Consider the following 20,431-nt stretch of genomic DNA (forward strand, 5'->3'; position numbering starts at 1 on the left):
TGGTTGTGTAGTGTGTCAGTTAGAGTTGGTAGTGCTTGAGCTCTCTGGCAATCACCATCCGCTGGATCTCGCTGGTCCCTTCGTAAATCTGCGTGATCCGCGCATCCCGGTAGTAACGCTCCACCGGGTAATCCTCCAGGTATCCGTAGCCGCCATGGATCTGCATCGCACTCGAGCAGACTTTCTCGGCCATTTCCGACGCAAACAGCTTGGCCTGGGACGCTTCCGATAGGCAGGGCTTGCCGGCACTGCGCAGGCGCGCCGCGTGCAGGATCAGTAAACGGGCAGCGTTCAGGCGGGTTTGCATATCCGCCAGCAGGTTCGCCACGCTTTGGTGCTCGATGATCGGCTTGTCGAACTGCACCCGGTCGCGGGCATAGGCCAGCGCCGCCTCAAAGGCCGCACGGGCGATGCCCAGCGCCTGGGCGGCAATGCCGATGCGGCCGCCTTCAAGGTTAGACAGGGCGATGGCCAGGCCTTTGCCGCGCTCGCCGAGAAGGTTGGCCTCGGGCACGCTGCATTGGTTGAGGGTGACGGCGCAGGTATCTGAGGCCCGAATACCCATTTTGTGTTCGGTGCGATCGACTACAAACCCTGGGGTGTCGGTGGGGACCAGGAACGCGGAAATACCTTTCTTGCCCAGGTCCGGGTCGGTTACGGCAAATACAATCGCCAGCTTGGCGCGCTTGCCGTTACTGACGAACTGCTTGGCGCCATTGATCACCCACTGGCCATCGCGCAGTTCGGCCCGGGTGCGCAGGTTGTGGGCCTCGGAGCCGGCCTGCGGTTCGGTCAGGCAAAAGCAGCCAATCGCCTGACCACTGGCGAGGGCGGCCAGCCAGGTTTGTTTCTGTGCATCTGTGCCGTAATTGAGGATTGGCCCGCAACCCACTGAATTATGGATGCTCATCAACGCGCCGGTGGCGCCATCACCGGCAGAAATCTCTTCCACCGCCAGGGCATACGCCACGTAGTCGACATAAGTGCCGCCCCATTCTTCCGGCACTACCATGCCCAACAGGCCCAGCTCACCCATCTTCGCCACCAGGGCGTCGTCGATCCAGCCGGCTTTCTCCCAGGCTTGGGCGTGGGGGGCAATTTCGCCGCGGGCGAAGTCGCGCGCCATGTCCCGAATCATTACCTGTTCTTCAGTGTATTCAATGTCTTGCATGGCTTATTTCGCAACCTGCTCGAAGTGGTGGAAGAAGCTGTCGACATGGCTTTTGTCCAGCCCATGGAGCGTCGGCGGGTTCCAGCGAGGGTTCTTGTCCTTGTCGATGATCAGCGCGCGGACCCCTTCGATCAGGTCGCCGCGTTCGAACCATTGGCGGTCGAGGTGCAGTTCCAGGGCAAAGCACTGCTCCAACGGCAAGCGCCGGCCGCGTCGCAGCATTTCCAGGGTCACGGCCATGGCCAGGGGCGAGCGGGTGCGCATCAGGTGGACGGTGTTCAATGCCCATTCATGGCTGTCGGCGACCGTAACTTCCTGGAGTTGCTCGACAATGCTCGGAATGTCCGGCAGGCCGAAGAAGTGGTCGATAGCCGGGCGCAATGCGGCCAACGGCGGGTCGGGCAGCCGCTGCACGGCGAGCTTGGACAGCACGCCTTGCAGGTCCTTGAGGGGCGATTCGTGCCATTGCAGGCTATCGAGCTTCTGGTCGAGGCTGGCCAGCTTGGCGCTGTCCAGGTACCAGTCGGCCAACCCGCAATACAAGGCGTCGGCAGCGTGAATCTGCACGCCGGTAACACCCAGGTAAATGCCCAGCTCACCGGGAATGCGTGGCAGGAAGTAGCTGCCACCGACATCCGGGAAATAACCGATTGCCACCTCCGGCATCGCCAGGCGGCTACGCTCGGTGACGACACGCAAATCCGCGCCCTGCACCAGGCCCATGCCGCCGCCCAGGACAAACCCGTCCATCAGGGCGAGCACGGGTTTGCGGTAATGATGGATGGCCAGGTCCAACGCGTATTCCTCGACGAAGAACTCTTCGTGCAGGGTGTCGCCGCGTTTGAAACTGTCGTACAGGGAACGGATATCGCCGCCGGCACAGAAAGCCTTTTCGCCCGCACCGCGCAGGACCACGGCATGCACCTGTGGGTCGTCTGACCAGGCCAGCAGCTGTTGCGTCAGGCGGCGGACCATGTCCAAGGTGAGGGCGTTCAAGCCGGAGGGGCGATTGAGGGTGAGGTGGCCGATATGGTTGCGTACTTCGGCCAGTACGTCTTCCTCAACCCTATCGGCACTGCTTGCTTCGCTTGAAACCTGAGCAGTCATCTATAACTCCCTGCTTTTATTGTTCTTTATCAAGATGTTCGTGTGCGAACACTCTCGTGATCGTACCAGTGCAAATTTGCACAGTACAACCCGGAATCATGCAGGTCGTTTTTGCATTTCTGCAGGGTGCCGGGTATGGGCTCAGGTTACGCGGGTTGCCAGCACTTCACCGATGCTGCGGCGCCGAGCGTGGGTTTCTGCAGCGTGGATCAATTGCTCCAACTCCGTGGGAGCGACGTCGTAGAATTGCTCCATGTCAGCCAGCGCCAACTTCAAGTCGGCAGCGGTAATGGCGGGGTCTCGGGCAGCCTTGGGGTCAGGCAGGATAGCCGTTGGAGCCTCGACAGCGCCCTTGGGGTAGCGTGTTCGGGTGGCATTGTTGTAGGCCAGCGCGCAGGCCAGCAGGGCACCGGCACCGAGTAGTACAGCACCCAATTCGTGCCAGCCCAGGGCGGCGGACGCAGGATCGGCCAATACCAGGGTCATGGCCAGGCCGCCGGCGGGCGGATGCAGGCAACGCAGCCAGCACATCAGCACCACGGCCATGCCAGCTGCCAGGCAGGCACCGCCCAGGGTGCGACCAAGGACGCGGGCCACCAGCAACGCCACGACACCGGCGCACAGGTAGCTACCGATGATCGACCAGGGCTGCGCCAGCGCACCGGACGAAACCGCAAACAACAACACCGCCGAAGCCCCCAACGGACCGAGCAGGTGCAGCGCCACCTCCATGCCGAAGACCTGGGCGCAGAGCCACACACTGAATAATGTACCCAAGGCCATGCCAATCGCGGCACGGCTCCATTCGGCGGGGCGGGTATTGATAGCAGCGGGAAACCAGCGAGCGAGCATTGAAAAGAAATCCATAAACGGCGGGCAAAAAAAAGGCTTGTCTGGTTGCCCGGAAAAGCCCTTTGAAAGTTCCTGCATTCGGGGGAGGAACACTGCGCAGTGTGCCGTGCCAGATAGGGCGGCGCCAATGCATATTAATGAGGGTTAAATACAAAAATAATGAATTTATTACGGAGTGACAGCAGGGTTGAGCTTGCCCAGTACGCGATTATCGGTTTCTTCATTGAACAAGTGCTTTTGCAGGTTTTCCTGCAGCCCTGGCTCGCCGGCCAAGGGACCTTTGAGTGCCACCAGGGCATTGCGCAGCCACATCAGCCGATCCAGCGGCGGAACGGACAGGTAGCCGATATGCACTTCATCACGGGCCAGGGAAGTTGGGGTATCCGGTAAACGGTCATTTGGCACGGTTTGTCCTCTCACGAAGTGAGCCGCGGTGCTGGCTGCGGCTCATAGCGTCCTTGTTGTTATCCATGGCCTGTGGCGGTAGACAGTTACCGCACGTGGCCATCGAGTTTACAGTTGGGTTTCAGACGCGGGAAAGTGAAATGACACCAGCCATTACGCATAGCTTCGTAGGATCTTTCTGCGTCGCAACTCAAGGTTGAGTGGCTTTGGCCAGATACAGCAGGACATAGGGGTTTCGGTCGAACTCGCCGGTCAACGTTGGTGTGATAGAGGCAAATCGCGGGTCTTCGAGCCCTTCGAAATCCTCCTGGCTCATCACCAGCCATGCCGGCCCTCGTAACGGCGCCAGGTCAGAGGCTTGTCGGGTAAACAACGGCACCTGATCGCAGTCGAGGTTAACCATGAATTTGATCGCCTTGGCGTCTTTGCCCAAGCCGTGCAATACCACCGGGGCGCGCTGTTGCTGGACCTGCTCATGCACTTGGAGCGTAAAGGTGCGGGTGTCGTAGATGCTGCGTTCGAGCGGTTCGACCACTGCAATATACGTTGCCCACACCGCAAGGACGGCGGCAAGCGCCGGCCCCAACGGCCGTAGACGAGCCTTGAAAAACGCCAGCAATGCCAAGGCTTGCAACAGCCCGAGCACGGCAAACACCGGCCCCAGCTGGCTCAACTGCTCCGGATAACGTGGCCGCGCGAAGACCAGCCCAACGATCAGCAGGCCTGGCAGCAGTGTCCAGACACCCAGCATCAGCCCGCGCAGCCATGCAAACAGACGACCTTCGTCGACCTGGAACGGGTACGCCGCAATGATCGCCGCCATCGGCAACATCGGCAGCACATAGCGGGCCTTCTTTGCCTGGGGAATCGACAGGCCCAGCATCACCAGCAAGCCAGCCGCGGCGCAGTACAGCACCAGTTGCAACGCCGGCGTCGGCACGCGTCGCCGACCGACCGCGACCGCCAGCAGCACCAGCAGTGCCACGGGATAGGCGAGGGCGTAATTGCCCAGGGAGCTGGTGAAGTAATACAACGCGCCGCTGGAGCCTTCACTGCCGTCCATCCGCCCTAGGAACTGCATGCGGATCACATCCTGCATGAAGCTCTCGCCGCCACTGAGCTTGGCCATCAGCAGCAGCAGGCCGACACAGGCCACCAGCAGCGCCAGGGCCAGCAGGCCGAAACTGAACAGTTGGCGCCATTGTCGGTTGATCAGGTAGTAGCTGCACAGCACGCCCGTAGGAATCACCAGCCCGATCGGCCCACGAATCGCAAAGCCAAGGATCAGCAGCAGGTACAGCCAGTGCAGGCGTTTCCCCCCGCCGAAATGGTCATGGGCATAACCGAGGTAGAACACCGCCAAGGCGATGGCCGCGAGCATCTGGTCGAGGGACACCGCGCGGGTTTCACTGATGAAGGTACTGCTCAGCAACAGCAGCGCGAGGCTCAGCAGCCCCCAACGCTGGGAGTAGGGCGCCGTCAGGCGATACACCAGGGTGACGATCACTGCCGAAGCCATGGCCGTCGGCAGCCAGGCCGTGAGGCTGGTGACCTGGCCCAGGGGCAGCGACAACAGCCAGGTCATCAGCGTCGAGGTGGCGAGGTAATCGGCATACGGCTGCCCGTACGTGGTGGGGAAAAAGCCCGGCCCATGGCGCAGCATCTCCTGGGCAAACACCACGAAGCGTGAGTCGAAACCGATAATCGCCTGGTGCCAACTGCCGGCGATAAACAACAACAGCGCCAGCAATCCCAGGCCGAGGGATTGGCGGCGGATCGTTGGGCTGAGCAGGGACGACTGAGCTTTGTTCACGTATCAGGCTTCCACGACCTGCGGCACCCACTGCTGCTGGGGAATCGGCAACTGGCAGGAATCGCCACGGCCGATCGGGTAGTACTGGAAGCCTTTGCGCGCCAGGCGTTCACCGTCGTACAGGTTGCGGCCGTCGAAGATCACCGGGGTTTTCAGGCGCTGGTGGATCAGGTCGAAGTCCGGCGCCTTGAACTGCTGCCATTCGGTGCAGACGATCAGCGCATCGGCGCCGACCAACGTGGACTCCGGCGTGCCCATCAGCGTCAGCCGTTGCTCGTCACCGTAGAGGCGCTGGGTTTCCTGCATGGCTTCCGGATCGAACGCCCGGACGTTGGCGCCGGCAGCCCACAGGGCTTCCATCAGCACGCGGCTGGGCGCATCGCGCATGTCGTCGGTGTTGGGCTTGAACGCCAGGCCCCAGAGGGCAAAGGTCTTGCCGCGCAGGTTGCCCTGGAAGAACGCATTGATGCGGTCGAACAGCTTGCTCTTCTGGCGCTGGTTGATGGCTTCCACGGCTTCCAGCAGGTCGCTGGAGCAGTTGGCCTGCTTGGCGCTGTGGATCAAGGCGCGCATGTCCTTGGGGAAGCACGAGCCGCCGTAGCCGCAGCCAGGGTAGATAAAGTGGTAGCCGATGCGTGAGTCGGCGCCGATGCCCAGGCGCACGGCCTCGATGTCGGCGCCCAGGTGTTCGGCCAGCTCGGCGATCTGGTTGATAAAGCTGATCTTGGTGGCCAGCATGCAGTTGGCGGCGTATTTGGTCAGCTCGGCGCTGCGCAGGTCCATGAAGATGATGCGGTCATGGTTGCGGTTGAACGGCGCGTACAGGTCACGCATCACGTCGCGCACTTCTTCGCGCTCGCAACCGATGATGATGCGGTCCGGACGGCGGCAGTCGGAAACGGCAGAGCCTTCCTTGAGGAATTCCGGGTTGGAGACGATATCGAACTCCAGGTGCCGACCGGCCAGGTGCAGGGCTTTTTCGATATGGGCGCGCAGGGTATCGCCGGTACCCACGGGCACGGTGGATTTCTCCACCAGGATCACCGGTTCGATACGGTGGCGGGCCACCGCATCGCCCACCGACAACACGTACTTGAGGTCCGCCGAGCCGTCTTCATCCGACGGCGTGCCCACCGCGATAAACAGCACTTCGCCGTGTTCGACGGCGAGTTTTTCGTCGAAGGTGAAGTGCAGTCGCCCGCTTTCCAGGTTTTCCTTGACCATGGCCGCCAGTCCCGGCTCGAAGATGCTCACATGGCCTTGCTGCAGGAGCTTGACCTTGTTCTGATCGACGTCCATGCAGATGACATCGTGACCGACTTCGGCTAATACGGTGGCCTGTACCAGACCGACGTAACCACTACCAAATACACTGATTTTCATGGGGCATTCCTGGCGCTTGCAGCGCTAGCACGGCGAGAGTTAATGACCAGCACACCGAGGATGACCAAGGCCACCCCCAGGGTTTTCGAGAGGGAAAAATGTTCGTTGAACACCGGCAGGCTGGCGGCCAGCAGGTACACCAGCGCGTAGCTGATGCTCAGCAGCGAATAGGCGCGGCCCAGGGGCAGGTGCTTGAGGGCGCCGAGCCAGCAGAGCATCGACAGCGCGTAGGCCAGGATCGCCAGGCTCACCACCCCCAACGCCCCGAGGTCGATGGCGTTGCTGTTGAATGCCGTCAGCCATTCGGCGGGCAAGGGCAGGCGCGTCATGCTCCAGCGCATGCCCAATTGGGCGGCGCTGACCAGGCCAACGCTGCCCAGGGCCAGGGCAAAACCACGAAGGCGGCTCATACCTGGCGCCCCAACAGCACCACACCGGCAATCACCAGCACCACACCCAGCCAATGCCGTGTGTCGATGGTTTCCTTGAACACGAAGCGCGCCACCAGCGTGACCAGGACAAAATTGAGGCTGAGCATCGGGTAGGCGATGCCGACTTCCAGACGCTGCAACACCAGCAACCACACCAGCAAACCAAAACCCAGGCACAGCAGGGCAGACCACAACCACGGCGAGCGCAGTTTCAGCGCCCAATCGTCGGGCTGGTCGCGCCAGCCTTCCACGGCGAATTTCTGCGAGACCTGGCCCATGCATGTCAGCAGGCAGGCCGCCAATAACAGGAGCAGTGTGATCATGGCGCAACCTGCGGGAACACCAGGATCACGATATTGCCTTGCTCGTAGCGCTTGCCGTCCTTGGGCAGCAAGTCCACTTCGGCGATTTCGTCGTCACCCTTGACGCGCATCACCACACCGACCGCGCCGTGTTTGCGCGCGTCGCTCATCCATTGCTGGACCTGCGTGGTGTCGACCTTGTGATGGGCCGCATCGTCGAAGGCCAAGCCATATTTCACTTCGCCGACGGTGTTATAGAGGGTCACGTCCGGGCGCTTGACGCGCCACGCCAGGGCGGAGGCCGCGCCCAGGTCGTTGCTCAGCAACGCGCTGGTCTGGCTCAGTTCCTGGAGGTGATCGATGATGAACTGGTCCGGGGTCTTGTTATAAACCACCGAATGGGGCAATGCGGCCGGGACCAACGCCACCATCAACCAACTGCCGATCACCGGCGCGGCCCACAGTTTCAAAGGCCGTGCGGCCTGCAGCAGGTTGACGAGGATCCAGCCAAACAGGAAGGCAAACACCAGTACCAGGCTGAGGGTTTCACTGCCGTGCTCATACACCGGTTTTTTCAGTTGGAACCAGGTCAGTGCGAGCAATGCCACGACACCGATGATCAGGTTCAGCCCGCCGTTGACCCGCAACGCACCGTCACGGCCCTCGGCCAATTTGGCGGACAACGCAGACCCCATCAGCAACGCCAGCGGCAGCAGGCACGGCATGATGTAGGAGGGCAACTTGCCTTTGGCCAGACTGAAGAAGGCCAGGGGCATCAATAACCACAGCAGCAGAAACGCGGTGGCAGGCAAGCGCTTTTGCTGCCACGCCTGCTTGAAGGTGGACGGCAGCAGGGCGACCCATGGCAACGAAAACGCGACCAGCAGCGGCAGGTAATACCAGAACGGTTCGGCGTGCTGTGCATCCTCGCCGGCAAAACGCTGGATGTGCTCGTGCCAGAAGAAGAAGTTCCAGTAGTCCGGCTCTTGCAGGTGCACGGCCAGGGCCCAGGGCAGGCTTACGACAATGGCGACGACCACGGCCACCAGGCCGTAACCGAGCAGTTCGCGAAAGCGCTTCTGCCAGATCGCGTAGGGCAGGGCAATCAGCACCGGCAACAGCCACGCCAGGAAGCCCTTGGTCATAAAGCCCATGCCACAGGCCAAACCGAGCAGCGCCCAGGCTCCCAGGCGGCCGTTGCGGGTGGTGCTGTCGAAGCAGAACCACAGGGCAACGCCGGTCAGGTTGACCCAGAACGTGAACTGCGGATCGAGGTTGGCATAGCCGCCCAGTGCCGCCACGCTGACAAAACTCATGTACAGCACGGTGCTGACCAGGCTCTTTTGCGGGTCATTCCACAGCCGGCGCGACACCAGGTACACCAGCAGGATGCTCAAGCCGGTGCTCAACGCCGAGGCGAAGCGTACGCCAAACAGGTTCTGCCCGAAGATCGCCTGGCCCAGCGCGATCATCCAGTACCCTGCAGCGGGTTTTTCGAAGTAGCGAATCCCCATGAAGTGCGGCGACGCCCACTTGCCGGTCAGCAGCATTTCCTGGCTGATCTGCGCGTAGCGGGTTTCATCCGGAATCCACAGGCCGTGGGTGGCCAGCGGCAGCAAATAGAACGCGCCGAATGCCAACAGGAGCAGGGGCAACGCCCAACGCCGGATCATGCCTGCTGCACTCCGAGCCAACCCTCACGGCCGCTCAATGCGCCGCGCACCAGGTGTTGCCGGGGCAGGGTGGTCAGGTCCGCAGGCAACAAGTCGCCCAGGGGTTTGAAATCGATGCCGCGCTGCCCTGCCTGGGCGAGCAACTGGCGAAAATCATTGGCCATCAGAATCCCTTCTACTTCTGCGTGGATCGTGTAGACGTTGAGCTTCGACTCGGCAAACCGGTCAAGAATGAAACCGTTGAAGTCTTTGGCGGCCACCACCGGCCCGACGACTTCGTCGAAGGTCGGCAGGTCCACCGGAATTTGTGGCGTACCCGCGCTGCCATCGGCCAATGTCGGCCGAAACAGGCTGGTACCCCGGCAATCGCTGTTGTAGCGAAAGTTGAACCCTTGCTTGGCTTGCACCACACGCTCATCGGCACGCCACCCGGCGGCCGCGGAACAGTCGATGCGTTCGCCGAGGATGTCGCTCAAGGTCTCCACGCCGCGTCGAATCTGCTCCACCAGCTGTGCATCGCTCCAACGCCCGGTGTTGGCCTGCCAGCCGTGGTGATCCCAGGCGTGCAGGCCGACTTCATGCCCCGCCGCCTTGGCCTGGCGCATCAGGTGCCCCAGATCACGGCCGATGGGCTTGCCTGGCCAGGCGGTGCCGGCCAGCAGGATGTCCCAGCCGTACAGGCCGGCAGCATTGGAACGCAGCATTTTCCACAGGAACTGCGGGCGGATCAGGCGCCACAAGTGGCGCCCCATATTGTCCGGCCCGACACTGAAGAAGAACGTCGCTTTTACCCCGGCCTCATCCAGGGATTCGAGCAACCGCGGCACACCTTCACGGGTGCCGCGATAGGTGTCGACGTCGATGCGAAGACCTGCCTGCATCAGCGCTTGTCCGCGATTTCGAGCATGGCTTCACGCAGGAAGAAGTCCAGCGTGTTGCCGATGGTTTCGCTCATCTCCACGGTCGGCTCCCAGTTCAGCAGGCGCTTGGCGTTTTCGATGCTTGGCTTGCGGTGGGCCACGTCCTGGTAACCGGTGCCGTAGAACGCCTTGCTTTCTACATCGCGGAAACCGGCGAACGGCGGGAAGTTGCTGCGCAGTGGGTGCGCTTCGAACTGACGCAGCAGCTCTTCGCCCAACTGACGGATGCTGGCTTCGTTTTCCGGGTTACCGATGTTGATGATCTGGCCGTTGCAGGCATCGTTGTCGTTGTCGATGATGCGCGCCAGGGCTTCGATACCGTCGGCGATGTCGGTGAAGCAGCGCTTCTGCTCGCCACCGTCGAACAGGCGGATCGGCGTACCTTCCACCAGGTTGAGGATCAACTGGGTGATCGCACGGGAGCTGCCGATACGCGCCGAATCCAGGCGGTCCAGGCGTGGGCCCATCCAGTTGAACGGACGGAACAGGGTGAAGTTCAGGCCCTTGGCGCCGTAGGCCCAGATCACGCGGTCCAGCAGTTGCTTGGAGACCGAGTAGATCCAGCGCTGCTTGTTGACCGGGCCGACCACCAGGTTGGAGGTGTCTTCGTCGAAGTACTGGTCCTGGCACATGCCATAGACTTCGGAGGTCGACGGGAAGATCACGCGCTTGTTGTACTTGACGCAGTAGCGCACCAGCTTGAGGTTTTCTTCGAAATCCAGCTCGAACACGCGCAGCGGGTTACGGGTGTACTCGATGGGTGTGGCGATGGCTACGAGCGGCAGGACCACGTCGCACTTCTTGATGTGGTACTCGATCCACTCGGTGTGGATGCTGATGTCGCCTTCGACGTAATGGAAGTTCGGGTGGCTGCGCAGGCGCTCGATGGCGTCGGAGCCGATGTCCAGGCCGTAGACTTCATAACGGTCGTCACGCAGCAGGCGCTCGGACAGGTGGTTACCGATGAAACCGTTCACACCGAGGATCAGCACGCGGGTACGGCGCGGCTTGCGGCCGGACTCGGCACCGCGCAGCACGGAGCCGTCGACCAGGCCCAGTTCGTTGGCCAGGGACGGACCCGCCAGGTACAGACCGTTGTCGTTGCGCTGGCCGAACTTGACCACCAGGGAGTCTTCACCGCAGGCGATGCGCAGCGGGTTGACGCTGATCACCCGGCCCGGCGCCAGGCCTTCGTTGCCCTTGACCACTTCGGCTTGCCAGACGATGAGCTTGTGCTCGCCCACGGCGCAGAAGGCGCCCGGGTACGGTTGAGTCACCGCCCGCACGAGGTTGAACAGTTCTTCAGCGGGTTTTTTCCACTCCAGCTTGCCGTCGGCTGCCGTGCGGCGACCAAAGTAGGTGGCCTGGCTTTCGTCCTGGGCAGTCTCGGTCAGCTTGCCCGCAGCCAGTTGCGGCAGGGCATCGCGCAGCAGGCTGGTCGCGGCATCACGCAGCTTGGCATGCAGGGTCAGGCCGGTGTCGGTGCGCTCGATCACGACTTTTTGCTGGACCAGGATCGCGCCGGCATCGGCACGCTTGACCATGCGGTGCAGGGTCACGCCGGTTTCGGTTTCGCCGTTGACCAGCACCCAATTGGCCGGTGCGCGGCCACGGTATTTAGGCAGCAGCGAGCCGTGTAGGTTGAACGCGCCTTTGCTGGCGGTGGCCAACAGCGGCTCGCTCAGCAGGTTGCGGTAGTAGAAAGAGAAGATGTATTCCGGGTTCAGCTTGGCAATGCGTTCGATCCACAGCGGGTGGTTGGCATCTTCCGGCGCATGTACCGGGATGCCGTTGCGCGCGCACAGCTGGGCGACGGAGCCGTAGAAATTGTTTTCCTTGGGGTCATCGGCATGGGTGAACACGGCGGCAATGTCGTAGCCGGCAGTCAGCAGGGCTTCAATGCCCGCACAGCCAATATCGTGGTAAGCGAAGACAACGGCTTTTGAATTCATGACGAAACCTGATCGGAAGGAGAAGTAGTGGTGGAATGGGAGGACACCAGGCCGTCAACGACGACCACGGGTGCCGGTGCTGCCGGTTGGTTGCGCAGCACTTTTTCAATAAAGAAACGTGGGCGGGCGCGGACATCGCTGTACATGCGGCCCAGGTATTCACCCAGCAGGCCCATGCCGATGAACTGGCCGCCGGTGAACACGAACAGCACCGCGAACAGCACGAACATGCCGTCGCCGGCCCATTCAGCACCGAAGGCCAGGCGCAGGATGATCAGTGCAAAGGCGAACAGCATGCCCAAGGCCGCCAGGCTGAAGCCGACGATGGACAGCAGGCGCAGCGGGGTGGTGGTCATGCAGGTCAGCAGGTCGAACATCAGGCTGATCAGGCGCATGGCGCTGTATTTGGACTCGCCGTGTTCACGCTCGGCGTGGTGCACAAGGATCTCGGTGGTGTGGCGGGCAAAGCCGTTGGCCAGGATCGGGATAAAGGTGCTGCGCTCACGGCAGGCGAGCATGGCGTCGACGATGGTGCGGCGGTAAGCGCGCAGCATGCAGCCGTAGTCGGTCATGGCCACGCCAGTGGAGCGTTGCACGGCGAGGTTGATCAGGCGCGAAGGCCAGCGGCGAAAGGCCGAGTCCTGGCGATTGTTACGCACGGTGGCGACCACGTCGTAGCCCAGGGCCGCTTGCTCCACCAGGCGTGGGATTTCTTCGGGCGGGTTCTGCAGGTCGGCATCGAGGGTAATCACCACTTCGCCCCGGCACTGCTCGAAACCGGCCATGATCGCCGCATGCTGCCCGTAGTTGCGATTGAGGATCACCGCCACCACGTTGCTGCCGTCTTCAGCAGCGGCGTCTTCGAGCAATTGGGCGGAGTTGTCGCGGCTACCGTCATCCACCAGGATGATTTCGTATTCGTAGGCCAGTTGCTTGCAGGCGGCGGTGGTGCGACGCAGCAGTTCAGGCAGGCTTTCTTGTTCGTTGTAGACCGGGATAACGATCGACACGCAATGAATAGGGTAGGGTTTCAAAGATTCATGACCTCGGGGTTAGAGCAACTTGGAGCGTGAAAGCGGTAGTAATCATTGGGCGAACACCTGGCCCGCTGGTAAAAAACGGCGCTAAAGATAAAGCGTAATCAACAGGTTAGCGGGTGTTGTGGGACTCGCTCTGAAGGTTCACGTTCAAGATTAAGCGCAAAAATGTGCAACAGATATGAAAGGCAGATGAAAAACTCGTTTATTTGACAGGTAGACAGCTAGTGTTCAGCTACTTAATTAAGGCGATAAAGGCGTTATAAATTGAGCGAAACACGAACGGTTTGCATGTCGTGGGCCGGACTTGCCGAATACCGGTCGCCGTATCGCCTCGTGCGACTGCCTGCTGTGCATTTATATTGAAGAATCTTCTCTGCAATGCGCCTCAAGTGCCGGTAAAGTAAGCCATCTCTTGCCAGGGTACTCGGATGAATAGCGTGCAGCGTGTAGGCGGCCAATGGCGGCCCGTCTTGATGGGATTGTTGATGACGGTAGCGTGCGTCCCCACCGTTCGGGCAGATGACGGCGTGGCACTCACCACCCTCGCTCAAGTGCCTGAGGGCGTTGAGGTACGCGGCAGGCAGGTCGCCGCCTATACCTGGGATGACCACCAGGGCAAGAACCTGCTGGTGCTCGCTGAGCAAGTCAGTGAGCGTGAGGACGATGGCACCCAATCGGCATTTGTCTACGCGGCGCAATACCTGATCGACGGCGACCGCCCCAAGCGCATGTGGATGCTCTACGACGACGTACAGCATTGCGAATTCGATGCGGCGCTGCATTTCGACATGGCGGCGACCAAGGTCACCGACCTCAGCGGTGATGGCATCACCCAGGCCACCGTGGGTTATTCGCGCACCTGCACCAGCGATGTCAGCCCCAATGAATTCAAGCTGATCATGCATGTCGGCAAGTCGCAGAAGTATCGCCTGCGCGGTGTCGACCGGGTGGGCGCGGCCTGGTGGGATGAAGAGGCCGGCGCGCTGCGTGGCATGCCGCTGCCCAAGGATTGCAGTGTGGCCGGGCAGCAGGCGCTGGTCAGCCAATACAAGGAGCAGGGCACCGAGTTGCCATTGCCGGGCTGCTATGGCGACGAGAAGGACTTCGCCAAGGCGCCGCAGGCTTACCTGACCTTTATGCGCCAGCACTGGTTCGCGCTGATGCAGAAGCAGGACACCGAATGGAACCAGACCCAAAGCCAGACCCAGTCGCAGGCACCCACGGAGGATGACGACACAGCCCCGTGATTTTGTGCCAGGACTTCTCCTGGGTTAGACTCGGCCTTCGCCAATTCACTAAATACCTCGATTAAACAATGGCTTGTTTGAGGTATTTAATCCAAAGGCTGATCTACCTTGACTGAGTCTATCCGCAACCCACTGACCCTCTACCTCACTCGCCTGGCCCCCTCCAGCCAACTGACCATGCGCTATGTGCTGCAGGATGCCGCCGACCGCCTGGGCTACGAGGACATCAACCTCGAAGACATCGATTGGCATCTGCTGCAACCCGAACACGTCATTGCCCTGGTCGCTGCTTTGCGCGAAGACGGCTACGCGCCGAATACCTCGTCGCTGTATGTGAATGCGGTGCGCGGGGTGATGAACGAGGCCTGGCGCATGAGCCTGATCAGCCAGGAACACCTGTTGAAAATGCGCACGGTCAAGGCCACGCCCGGCACTCGCCTGGGCCAGGGCCGCAATCTGCGGCGCACGTTGATCCGGGAAATGATGGAAGTCTGCGCCGCTGACCCGCGTCCCCAGGGCCTGCGGGATGCAGCGGTGATCGGCATCCTGTATGGCTCGGGAATGCGCAAGTCGGAGTCGGTCAACCTCGACCTGGCGCAGATCAACTTCGCAGAGCGCAGCTTGCGGGTGATTGGCAAGGGCAATAAGGAACTGGTCAAGTATGCGCCGGACTGGGCTTTCGCCAAGTTGCAGGCCTGGTTGGTCTTCAGGCGCGAGCAGCTCAAGGATGGCGAGCAGGACGATAGCTTCCTGTTCAACCGCATACGCCGGGGCAGCCATATCACCCGCGAACGTATCACCAAGCACGCGATTTACTACATCGCCCGCCAACGCGGTGAGCAGGTGGGGGTGAAGATCATGCCCCACGATTTCCGCCGTTCGTTCATTACGCGCGTCATCGAGGAACATGACCTGTCGATTGCACAGAAACTCGCGCATCACACCAATATCCAGACCACCGCCAGCTATGACGTGCGTGACGACAACGAGCGGCGGCGGGCGGTGGATCGGTTCGATTTGTAGGTGATCAGCGCCGTTTTACGTAGCGCTCGCCACACAACTATTGATAAGAGGGGCCGGCTTAGAGAATGGGTTTGCCACCGGTGACCGCATAGCGCGACCCCGAGATATAGCTGGCCTCATCCGACGCCAGCAGCACATAGATCGGCGCCACTTCCACCGGTTGGCCGGGGCGGCCCAATGGGGTTTCGCTGCCGAAATTCTGCACGTCTTCATCGGTCATGGTCGCCACGATCAACGGCGTCCAGATCGGGCCGGGCGCGACGCTGTTGACGCGAATGCCCTTGCTGCCCAGTAACTGCGCCAAGCCACCGGTGAAGTTGGCGATCGCACCTTTGGTGGCGGCATAGGCCAGCAGGGTCGGCTTAGGCATGTCGGAGTTGACCGAGCTGGTGTTGATGATCGAACTGCCGGCCTTCATATGCGGCAGCGCGGCCTTGCAGATGCGAAACATCGCAGTGATGTTGATATCGAAGGTCTTGACCCATTCCTCATCCTCGATCTCTTCGAGCGTCTCGTGGGTCATCTGGAACGCAGCGTTATTCACCAGCACGTCGATGCGCCCGAACTGTTCTACGGTCTTGTCGACCAGCGCCTGGCAGGTGGCTTTTTGCGCGATGTCACCGGGCAGCAAAAGGCACTGGCGGCCAGCTTCTTCAACCCAGCGTGCGGTTTCCCTGGCGTCTTCGTGTTCGTCCAGGTAGGCGATGGCGACGTCAGCCCCTTCACGGGCAAAGGCGATGGCCACCGCGCGGCCGATGCCGCTGTCGGCACCGGTGATCAAGGCGATCTTGTTGGCCAACCGGCCGGAGCCCTTGTAACTCTGTTCCCCGCAGTCCGGGTACGGGTCCATTTTGCGCTGGGTACCGGGCACGTTTTGCGCTTGAGGGGCAAAGGGTGGGCGTGGGTAGTCAGTCATTTCCAATCTCCATAGGTTTCGAGCGGTGCTATGGGATTAGTAGTTTCATGGCCGGCGATAGTTGTAATGGATGCCGGCCAGGCCCGACGAGTGGTACCCCTCAGGAGGAGGGTGGGGCGCTCGCCAAGTGCGTCGGCAGACGGCGCAAGGTCCACAGGACGGTGAGCATCGCCGCCACGGCACACAACGCGATGCCTGTCAGCATCGGCGCCGGTGTATGGTCGGCAAACACCCCGACCAGCGTCATCGACACTGCGGCGGTAATCATCTGGATCGCCCCCAGCAGGGCCGAGGCGGAGCCCGCCACTGTGCCGTGATCCTCCAGCGACAGCACCCCGGCCGCCGGCAACAGCAGGCCGAGAAAACCGAAGCCGATAAACAGCAGCGCCATCATCCAGGGCAGGCTATCGACCCACAGCGTGGTGGCCGCCAGCACGATCATGACGGCGGCCACCGCGGTTACCGACCAGCGAATCAGCGGCGCCAGGCCGAAGCGGGCGCTCAGGCGAGCGGTGAGTTGGCTCATGGCGAAGAACGACGCAGCGTTCAGCGCAAAACACAGGCTGAATTGCGTCGGTGTCAGGCCGAAGTACTCGATATATACGAACGGCGCACTGCCAATAAACACAAAGAAGGTGGCCAGGCCAAAACCGCATACCACCGACAAACCGATAAAAACCGGATCGCGCAGCAACGCACCGTAGCTGGCGAACGCCGTGCCCAGGGTCTTGCCCAAACGCCGTTCGGCCGGGTGGGTCTCAGGCAGTTGCACAATGGTCATGACCAGGCACGCGACGGACACCACCGCCAGCACGGCAAACACTTCACGCCAACTCCAGATAGAGATAACCAGGCTGCCGGCCAGCGGCGCGAGAATCGGCGAGACACTCATCACCAGCATCAGCAAGGCCATCAGCCGCGCGGCTTCATGGCCTGTATACAGGTCACGCACAATCGCGCGGGGAATCACCATCCCGGCACACGCACCGAACGCCTGCACGGCACGAAAGCCGATCAGCACTTCAATGGTAGGCGCCAGCGCGCAGCCGATACTGCCCACCGCAAAGATCAGCAGCCCGGCGTAAATCGGCGGCTTGCGCCCGAACACATCACTGATCGGGCCGTAGAACAGCTGGCACACGCCGATGATCATGAAGAACACTGTCAGGCTCATCTGTACCGCCGCCGGCGAGGCGTGCAGGCTGGCGCCCAGGGTCGGCAGGGCGGGCAGGTAGATGTCGATGGCGAACGGGCCGACGGCGGTGATCAGCCCGAGCAGCAGGGCGAGGTGGGCGATACTTCGAGACATGGGCAGTTCCGGGCAGAGCAAAAGTCGATCAGATTAAGGGATTCGCGCAGATCTGCAAACTTAGGCTTCACTAACTGAGATTGATGCCGATAACGGTAAGAACGTTGCTTTGACTGTCGGGTATGGGGATGTGGGCATGACGATCAAATTACGCTTGATGTTATTGATTGCCACCGGGCTGCTCACGGCCCTGGTCATGAGCCTGGCCGGCTACCTGGGAAACGCCCGGATGAGCGAGGCGGTGCAGGATAGCGAGGTGAGCATGACGGTCCTGCGCAACCATATGGAAGCCGACATGATGCACGACGCCCTGCGCGCCGACGTGTTTTCCGCCATGCTCGTGGGGTTGGGGAAAAGCATCAGCAGCAAGGACGAGGTCAACACTTCGTTGAAGGAACACGCCGAGCACTTCAGAGAGGTACTGGGGGACAACCTTAAGCTGCCGCTGGAGGCCACGATCAAGACCAGCCTGGAAAAAATCAGACCCAGCCTGGACACCTACATCAGTGCCGCGGAGCGCATCGTCGCGTTGGCCCTGGACAATCCTGAAGCCGCTCGCGGGGAACTGGACACCTTCAACAAGGCGTTTTCCCAGCTGGAAGATCAAATGGCGGCCTTGAGCGAGCTGATCGAGAGCAATACCCAACTGACCAGCACCAGTACGCGGCAGACCATCAGTCACGCCAATTTAACCTTGGCCGCCGTGCTGATCGCCAGCCTGTTACTGCTGCTGGCGCAAGGGCGCTGGGTCATCTTGAGCATCATGGGGCCGCTGCAGACCGCCAGCCGCATCGCCGCGAGTATCGCCCGTGGCAACTTGAGCGAGCCGATCGTCGAACCCAAGCGCAAGGACGAAGCCAGTTCGTTGATCCGCAACCTCGCCATCATGCAGCGAGATCTACGCGGCATGATCGAGGTGGTGCGCAGTAATGCCCATGGCGTCAATGGCATGAGCGAACGGTTGAGCCAGGGGTGCCATGAAGTCGCTGGCAGCAGTCAGCAGCAAAGCGCGGCCGCCAGCACCATGGCGGCAGCGGCGAGTGAAATGACCGCCAGTATCGAAGAGATTACCCGACATGCCGGGCGTGCCCTGGACATGGCCAACCAGGCTGAAGCCTTGGCCAAGGACGGCGGCCGGGTGATCCACCAGGTGGTGAAGGACATGGACGGCATTGCCCGTTCAGCGCAGCAATCGGCCCAGGTCATTCGTACGCTGGATAAGGAGTCCGAGGCGATCTTCAGCATTATCCAAGTGATCAAGGGCATCGCTGACCAAACCAACCTGTTGGCCCTGAACGCCGCGATTGAGGCCGCCCGCGCCGGCGAACAGGGGCGCGGCTTTGCGGTGGTCGCCGATGAAGTTCGCAGCCTGGCGGGTCGCACCAGCGCCTCGACCCAGGAAATTGCCAACATGGTCGGGCGTATCCAGCAAAACACCCGGGAAGCGGTGACCAGCATGGAGGAGGGCGTCACCCAGGTGGATAAAGGCATGGCGGTGACTGCCGAGGTGGAGCGAGCGATCCGCGATATTCTGCAGGCCACCCTGAATACGACCGAGTTGGTGAACGACATCTCGCGCACCATCGGTGAACAAAGCCTGGCCAGCAACGAAATCTCCCACCAGGTGGAGATGATTGCAGGAATGTCGGAAAACAACAGCCGTATCATCGGAGAAACCGCCTCGACCACCGATGAGCTGGCCGGGTTGGCCGGCAAGTTGTCGCATTCCGTGGATCGCTTCAGCTTGTAACGCAACACAGACCTGATAAACGCTTTATGGACCGGCCCCCTGTGGGCCGGTTTTTTTTTGCCCGGTCCACCGGCCCACCCGCAAGGATCATTGATCAGTCACTGCAAAAAAAGATTGAATATTCACATGCAATGTTATTTAAATAACAAAACAAGAGCGCCACGACCTGCCTGGTCGTGCTGCAACAAGGTGGAACAGCAATGAGCAAGATCGCAGTCATCGGCAGCAATATGGTGGATCTGATCACCTACATCGAGCGCATGCCAGCCCAGGGCGAAACCCTGGAAGCGCCTGGCTTTGCCCTCGGGTGTGGCGGCAAGGGGGCGAACCAGGCGGTGGCGGCAGCCAAGCTTGGGGCGCAGGTGCTGATGCTGAGCAAGGTCGGCGACGACATGTTTGCCGACAACACCCTGGCCAACTTCCAGCGTTTTGGTATCGACACCCGTTATGTCCAGCGGGTGCCTGGGGTTTCCAGCGGCGTCGCGCCGATTTTTGTGCGGGCCGACTCCCACAACAGCATTCTGATCGTCAAAGGCGCCAATGCGCATTTGTTGCCGGCGGACATCGACGCGGCGGCCGCCAACCTGCGCGAGTGCACGCTGATCGTGCTGCAGTTGGAGATCAATCTGGAGACGGTCTACTACGCCATCGAATTTGCGCATCGGCACGGCATCGCGGTGCTGCTCAATCCGGCACCGGCCCTGGCCGGCCTGAGTGGGGAGCACCTCGCGTTGCTGGATTTCCTGATCCCCAACGAATCGGAACTGGCGTTGATCACCGGCCAGGTCGTGGACTCGCCGGATGCCGCCCAACGCGCCGCGCGCACGCTGGTGGCCAGCGGCATTCGCCACGTGATCGTCACCCTCGGCGAACACGGCGCGTTGTACGTGGGAGAGGAGGGGGAATTCCGGGTGCCGGGCCGAAAGGTCGTGGCACGTGACACCACGGGCGCCGGGGATGCCTTTATCGGTTGCTTTATTCAGCACTGGAGCCGCGACGGCGGTATCCGACAGGCCATGGAACAGGCCGTGGCGTATTCCGCCTGCTCAGTCATGGCGCTGGGCACCCAGACGTCTTATCCCGACAGCCAAGCGTTCGCTCGTTTCCAGCAACAGCAGTAACACTCTCAAACCAGCC

At 61.3% G+C, this 20,431-nt stretch carries 18 protein-coding genes and 1 pseudogene; 5 read left to right on the top strand and 14 right to left on the bottom strand.

The features are described 5' to 3' along the window. Positions 1-19: 19 nt before the first annotated feature. The 12 genes from ACHPFG_RS15350 to arnC all read right to left on the bottom strand — a co-directional run bounded on the left by ACHPFG_RS15350 (position 20) and on the right by arnC (position 13,043). A complete protein-coding gene (locus ACHPFG_RS15350; protein WP_431703425.1) occupies positions 20-1,171 on the bottom strand; it encodes an acyl-CoA dehydrogenase family protein in 1,152 nt (383 codons plus the stop codon). Between the two features lie 3 nt (positions 1,172-1,174). Then, positions 1,175-2,278 carry an enoyl-CoA hydratase/isomerase family protein gene (locus tag ACHPFG_RS15355; protein WP_431703426.1) on the bottom strand — a complete coding sequence of 368 codons (1,104 nt, stop codon included), beginning with the start codon at positions 2,276-2,278 and terminating at the stop codon, positions 1,175-1,177. A gap of 141 nt (positions 2,279-2,419) precedes the next feature. After that, a complete protein-coding gene (locus tag ACHPFG_RS15360; protein ID WP_131696263.1) occupies positions 2,420-3,130 on the bottom strand; it encodes an HPP family protein in 711 nt (236 codons plus the stop codon). Between the two features lie 168 nt (positions 3,131-3,298). Further along, complete coding sequence (locus ACHPFG_RS15365; RefSeq protein WP_431703477.1) at positions 3,299-3,454, bottom strand: hypothetical protein; 156 nt, start codon at positions 3,452-3,454, stop codon at positions 3,299-3,301. A 271-nt stretch (positions 3,455-3,725) separates the two neighbouring features. After that, positions 3,726-5,348 carry an ArnT family glycosyltransferase gene (locus tag ACHPFG_RS15370; protein WP_431699662.1) on the bottom strand — a complete coding sequence of 541 codons (1,623 nt, stop codon included), beginning with the start codon at positions 5,346-5,348 and terminating at the stop codon, positions 3,726-3,728. Positions 5,349-5,351: 3 nt separating this feature from the next. Continuing rightward, the gene (locus ACHPFG_RS15375; protein ID WP_431699664.1) at positions 5,352-6,731 is read right to left on the bottom strand and encodes a UDP-glucose dehydrogenase family protein; all 1,380 of its coding nucleotides are present in this window, start codon (positions 6,729-6,731) and stop codon (positions 5,352-5,354) included. After that, entirely contained in the window at positions 6,728-7,141 is a 414-nt protein-coding gene (arnF, locus tag ACHPFG_RS15380; protein ID WP_431699665.1) for a 4-amino-4-deoxy-L-arabinose-phosphoundecaprenol flippase subunit ArnF, read from the bottom strand. The genes ACHPFG_RS15375 and arnF overlap by 4 nt, the downstream gene beginning before the upstream one ends. Beyond that, positions 7,138-7,485 (bottom strand): 4-amino-4-deoxy-L-arabinose-phosphoundecaprenol flippase subunit ArnE, encoded by a 348-nt coding sequence (arnE, locus tag ACHPFG_RS15385; protein ID WP_431699666.1) that lies wholly within the window; start codon positions 7,483-7,485, stop codon positions 7,138-7,140. Before arnE ends, arnF begins: the two co-directional genes overlap by 4 nt. After that, the gene (gene arnT / locus ACHPFG_RS15390) at positions 7,482-9,137 is read right to left on the bottom strand and encodes a lipid IV(A) 4-amino-4-deoxy-L-arabinosyltransferase (protein WP_431699667.1); all 1,656 of its coding nucleotides are present in this window, start codon (positions 9,135-9,137) and stop codon (positions 7,482-7,484) included. Before arnT ends, arnE begins: the two co-directional genes overlap by 4 nt. Continuing rightward, on the bottom strand, positions 9,134-10,018 hold the full coding sequence (arnD, locus tag ACHPFG_RS15395) for a 4-deoxy-4-formamido-L-arabinose-phosphoundecaprenol deformylase (RefSeq protein WP_339450754.1): 885 nt from the start codon (positions 10,016-10,018) through the stop codon (positions 9,134-9,136). The genes arnT and arnD overlap by 4 nt, the downstream gene beginning before the upstream one ends. Beyond that, complete coding sequence (arnA, locus tag ACHPFG_RS15400; protein WP_431699668.1) at positions 10,018-12,009, bottom strand: bifunctional UDP-4-amino-4-deoxy-L-arabinose formyltransferase/UDP-glucuronic acid oxidase ArnA; 1,992 nt, start codon at positions 12,007-12,009, stop codon at positions 10,018-10,020. The genes arnD and arnA overlap by 1 nt, the downstream gene beginning before the upstream one ends. Then, positions 12,006-13,043, bottom strand: a complete 1,038-nt coding sequence (gene arnC / locus ACHPFG_RS15405) for an undecaprenyl-phosphate 4-deoxy-4-formamido-L-arabinose transferase (RefSeq protein WP_131696272.1) — start codon at positions 13,041-13,043, stop codon at positions 12,006-12,008. Before arnC ends, arnA begins: the two co-directional genes overlap by 4 nt. A 434-nt stretch (positions 13,044-13,477) precedes the next feature. Here arnC and ACHPFG_RS15410 point away from each other — a divergent pair, with 434 nt between their 5' ends. Together ACHPFG_RS15410 and ACHPFG_RS15415 are read left to right on the top strand one after the other, a co-directional pair. Next, positions 13,478-14,296, top strand: a complete 819-nt coding sequence (locus ACHPFG_RS15410) for a M949_RS01915 family surface polysaccharide biosynthesis protein (RefSeq protein ID WP_431699669.1) — start codon at positions 13,478-13,480, stop codon at positions 14,294-14,296. A gap of 108 nt (positions 14,297-14,404) precedes the next feature. After that, positions 14,405-15,319, top strand: a complete 915-nt coding sequence (locus ACHPFG_RS15415) for a site-specific integrase (RefSeq protein ID WP_431699670.1) — start codon at positions 14,405-14,407, stop codon at positions 15,317-15,319. A gap of 58 nt (positions 15,320-15,377) precedes the next feature. On the opposite strand, the gene ACHPFG_RS15420 is transcribed toward ACHPFG_RS15415, so the two are convergent. Beyond that, the gene (locus ACHPFG_RS15420) at positions 15,378-16,235 is read right to left on the bottom strand and encodes an SDR family oxidoreductase (protein ID WP_092484302.1); all 858 of its coding nucleotides are present in this window, start codon (positions 16,233-16,235) and stop codon (positions 15,378-15,380) included. A gap of 100 nt (positions 16,236-16,335) precedes the next feature. Continuing rightward, a complete protein-coding gene (locus tag ACHPFG_RS15425; protein ID WP_431699671.1) occupies positions 16,336-17,544 on the bottom strand; it encodes a multidrug effflux MFS transporter in 1,209 nt (402 codons plus the stop codon). A gap of 136 nt (positions 17,545-17,680) precedes the next feature. Between ACHPFG_RS15425 and ACHPFG_RS15430 the strand changes: the two are divergent. The 3 genes and pseudogenes from ACHPFG_RS15430 to rbsK all read left to right on the top strand — a co-directional run. Continuing rightward, a pseudogene (locus tag ACHPFG_RS15430) lies at positions 17,681-18,436 on the top strand (MCP four helix bundle domain-containing protein); the annotation flags it as partial. Positions 18,437-18,568: 132 nt separating this feature from the next. Beyond that, complete coding sequence (locus ACHPFG_RS15435; protein WP_431703478.1) at positions 18,569-19,294, top strand: methyl-accepting chemotaxis protein; 726 nt, start codon at positions 18,569-18,571, stop codon at positions 19,292-19,294. A gap of 200 nt (positions 19,295-19,494) precedes the next feature. Further along, entirely contained in the window at positions 19,495-20,415 is a 921-nt protein-coding gene (gene rbsK / locus ACHPFG_RS15440; protein WP_259242587.1) for a ribokinase, read from the top strand. Positions 20,416-20,431 lie beyond the last annotated feature (16 nt).

Origin of the sequence: Pseudomonas sp. BR20 (assembly GCF_050780135.1) — a bacterium.
In the GTDB taxonomy this organism is placed as follows: domain Bacteria; phylum Pseudomonadota; class Gammaproteobacteria; order Pseudomonadales; family Pseudomonadaceae; genus Aquipseudomonas.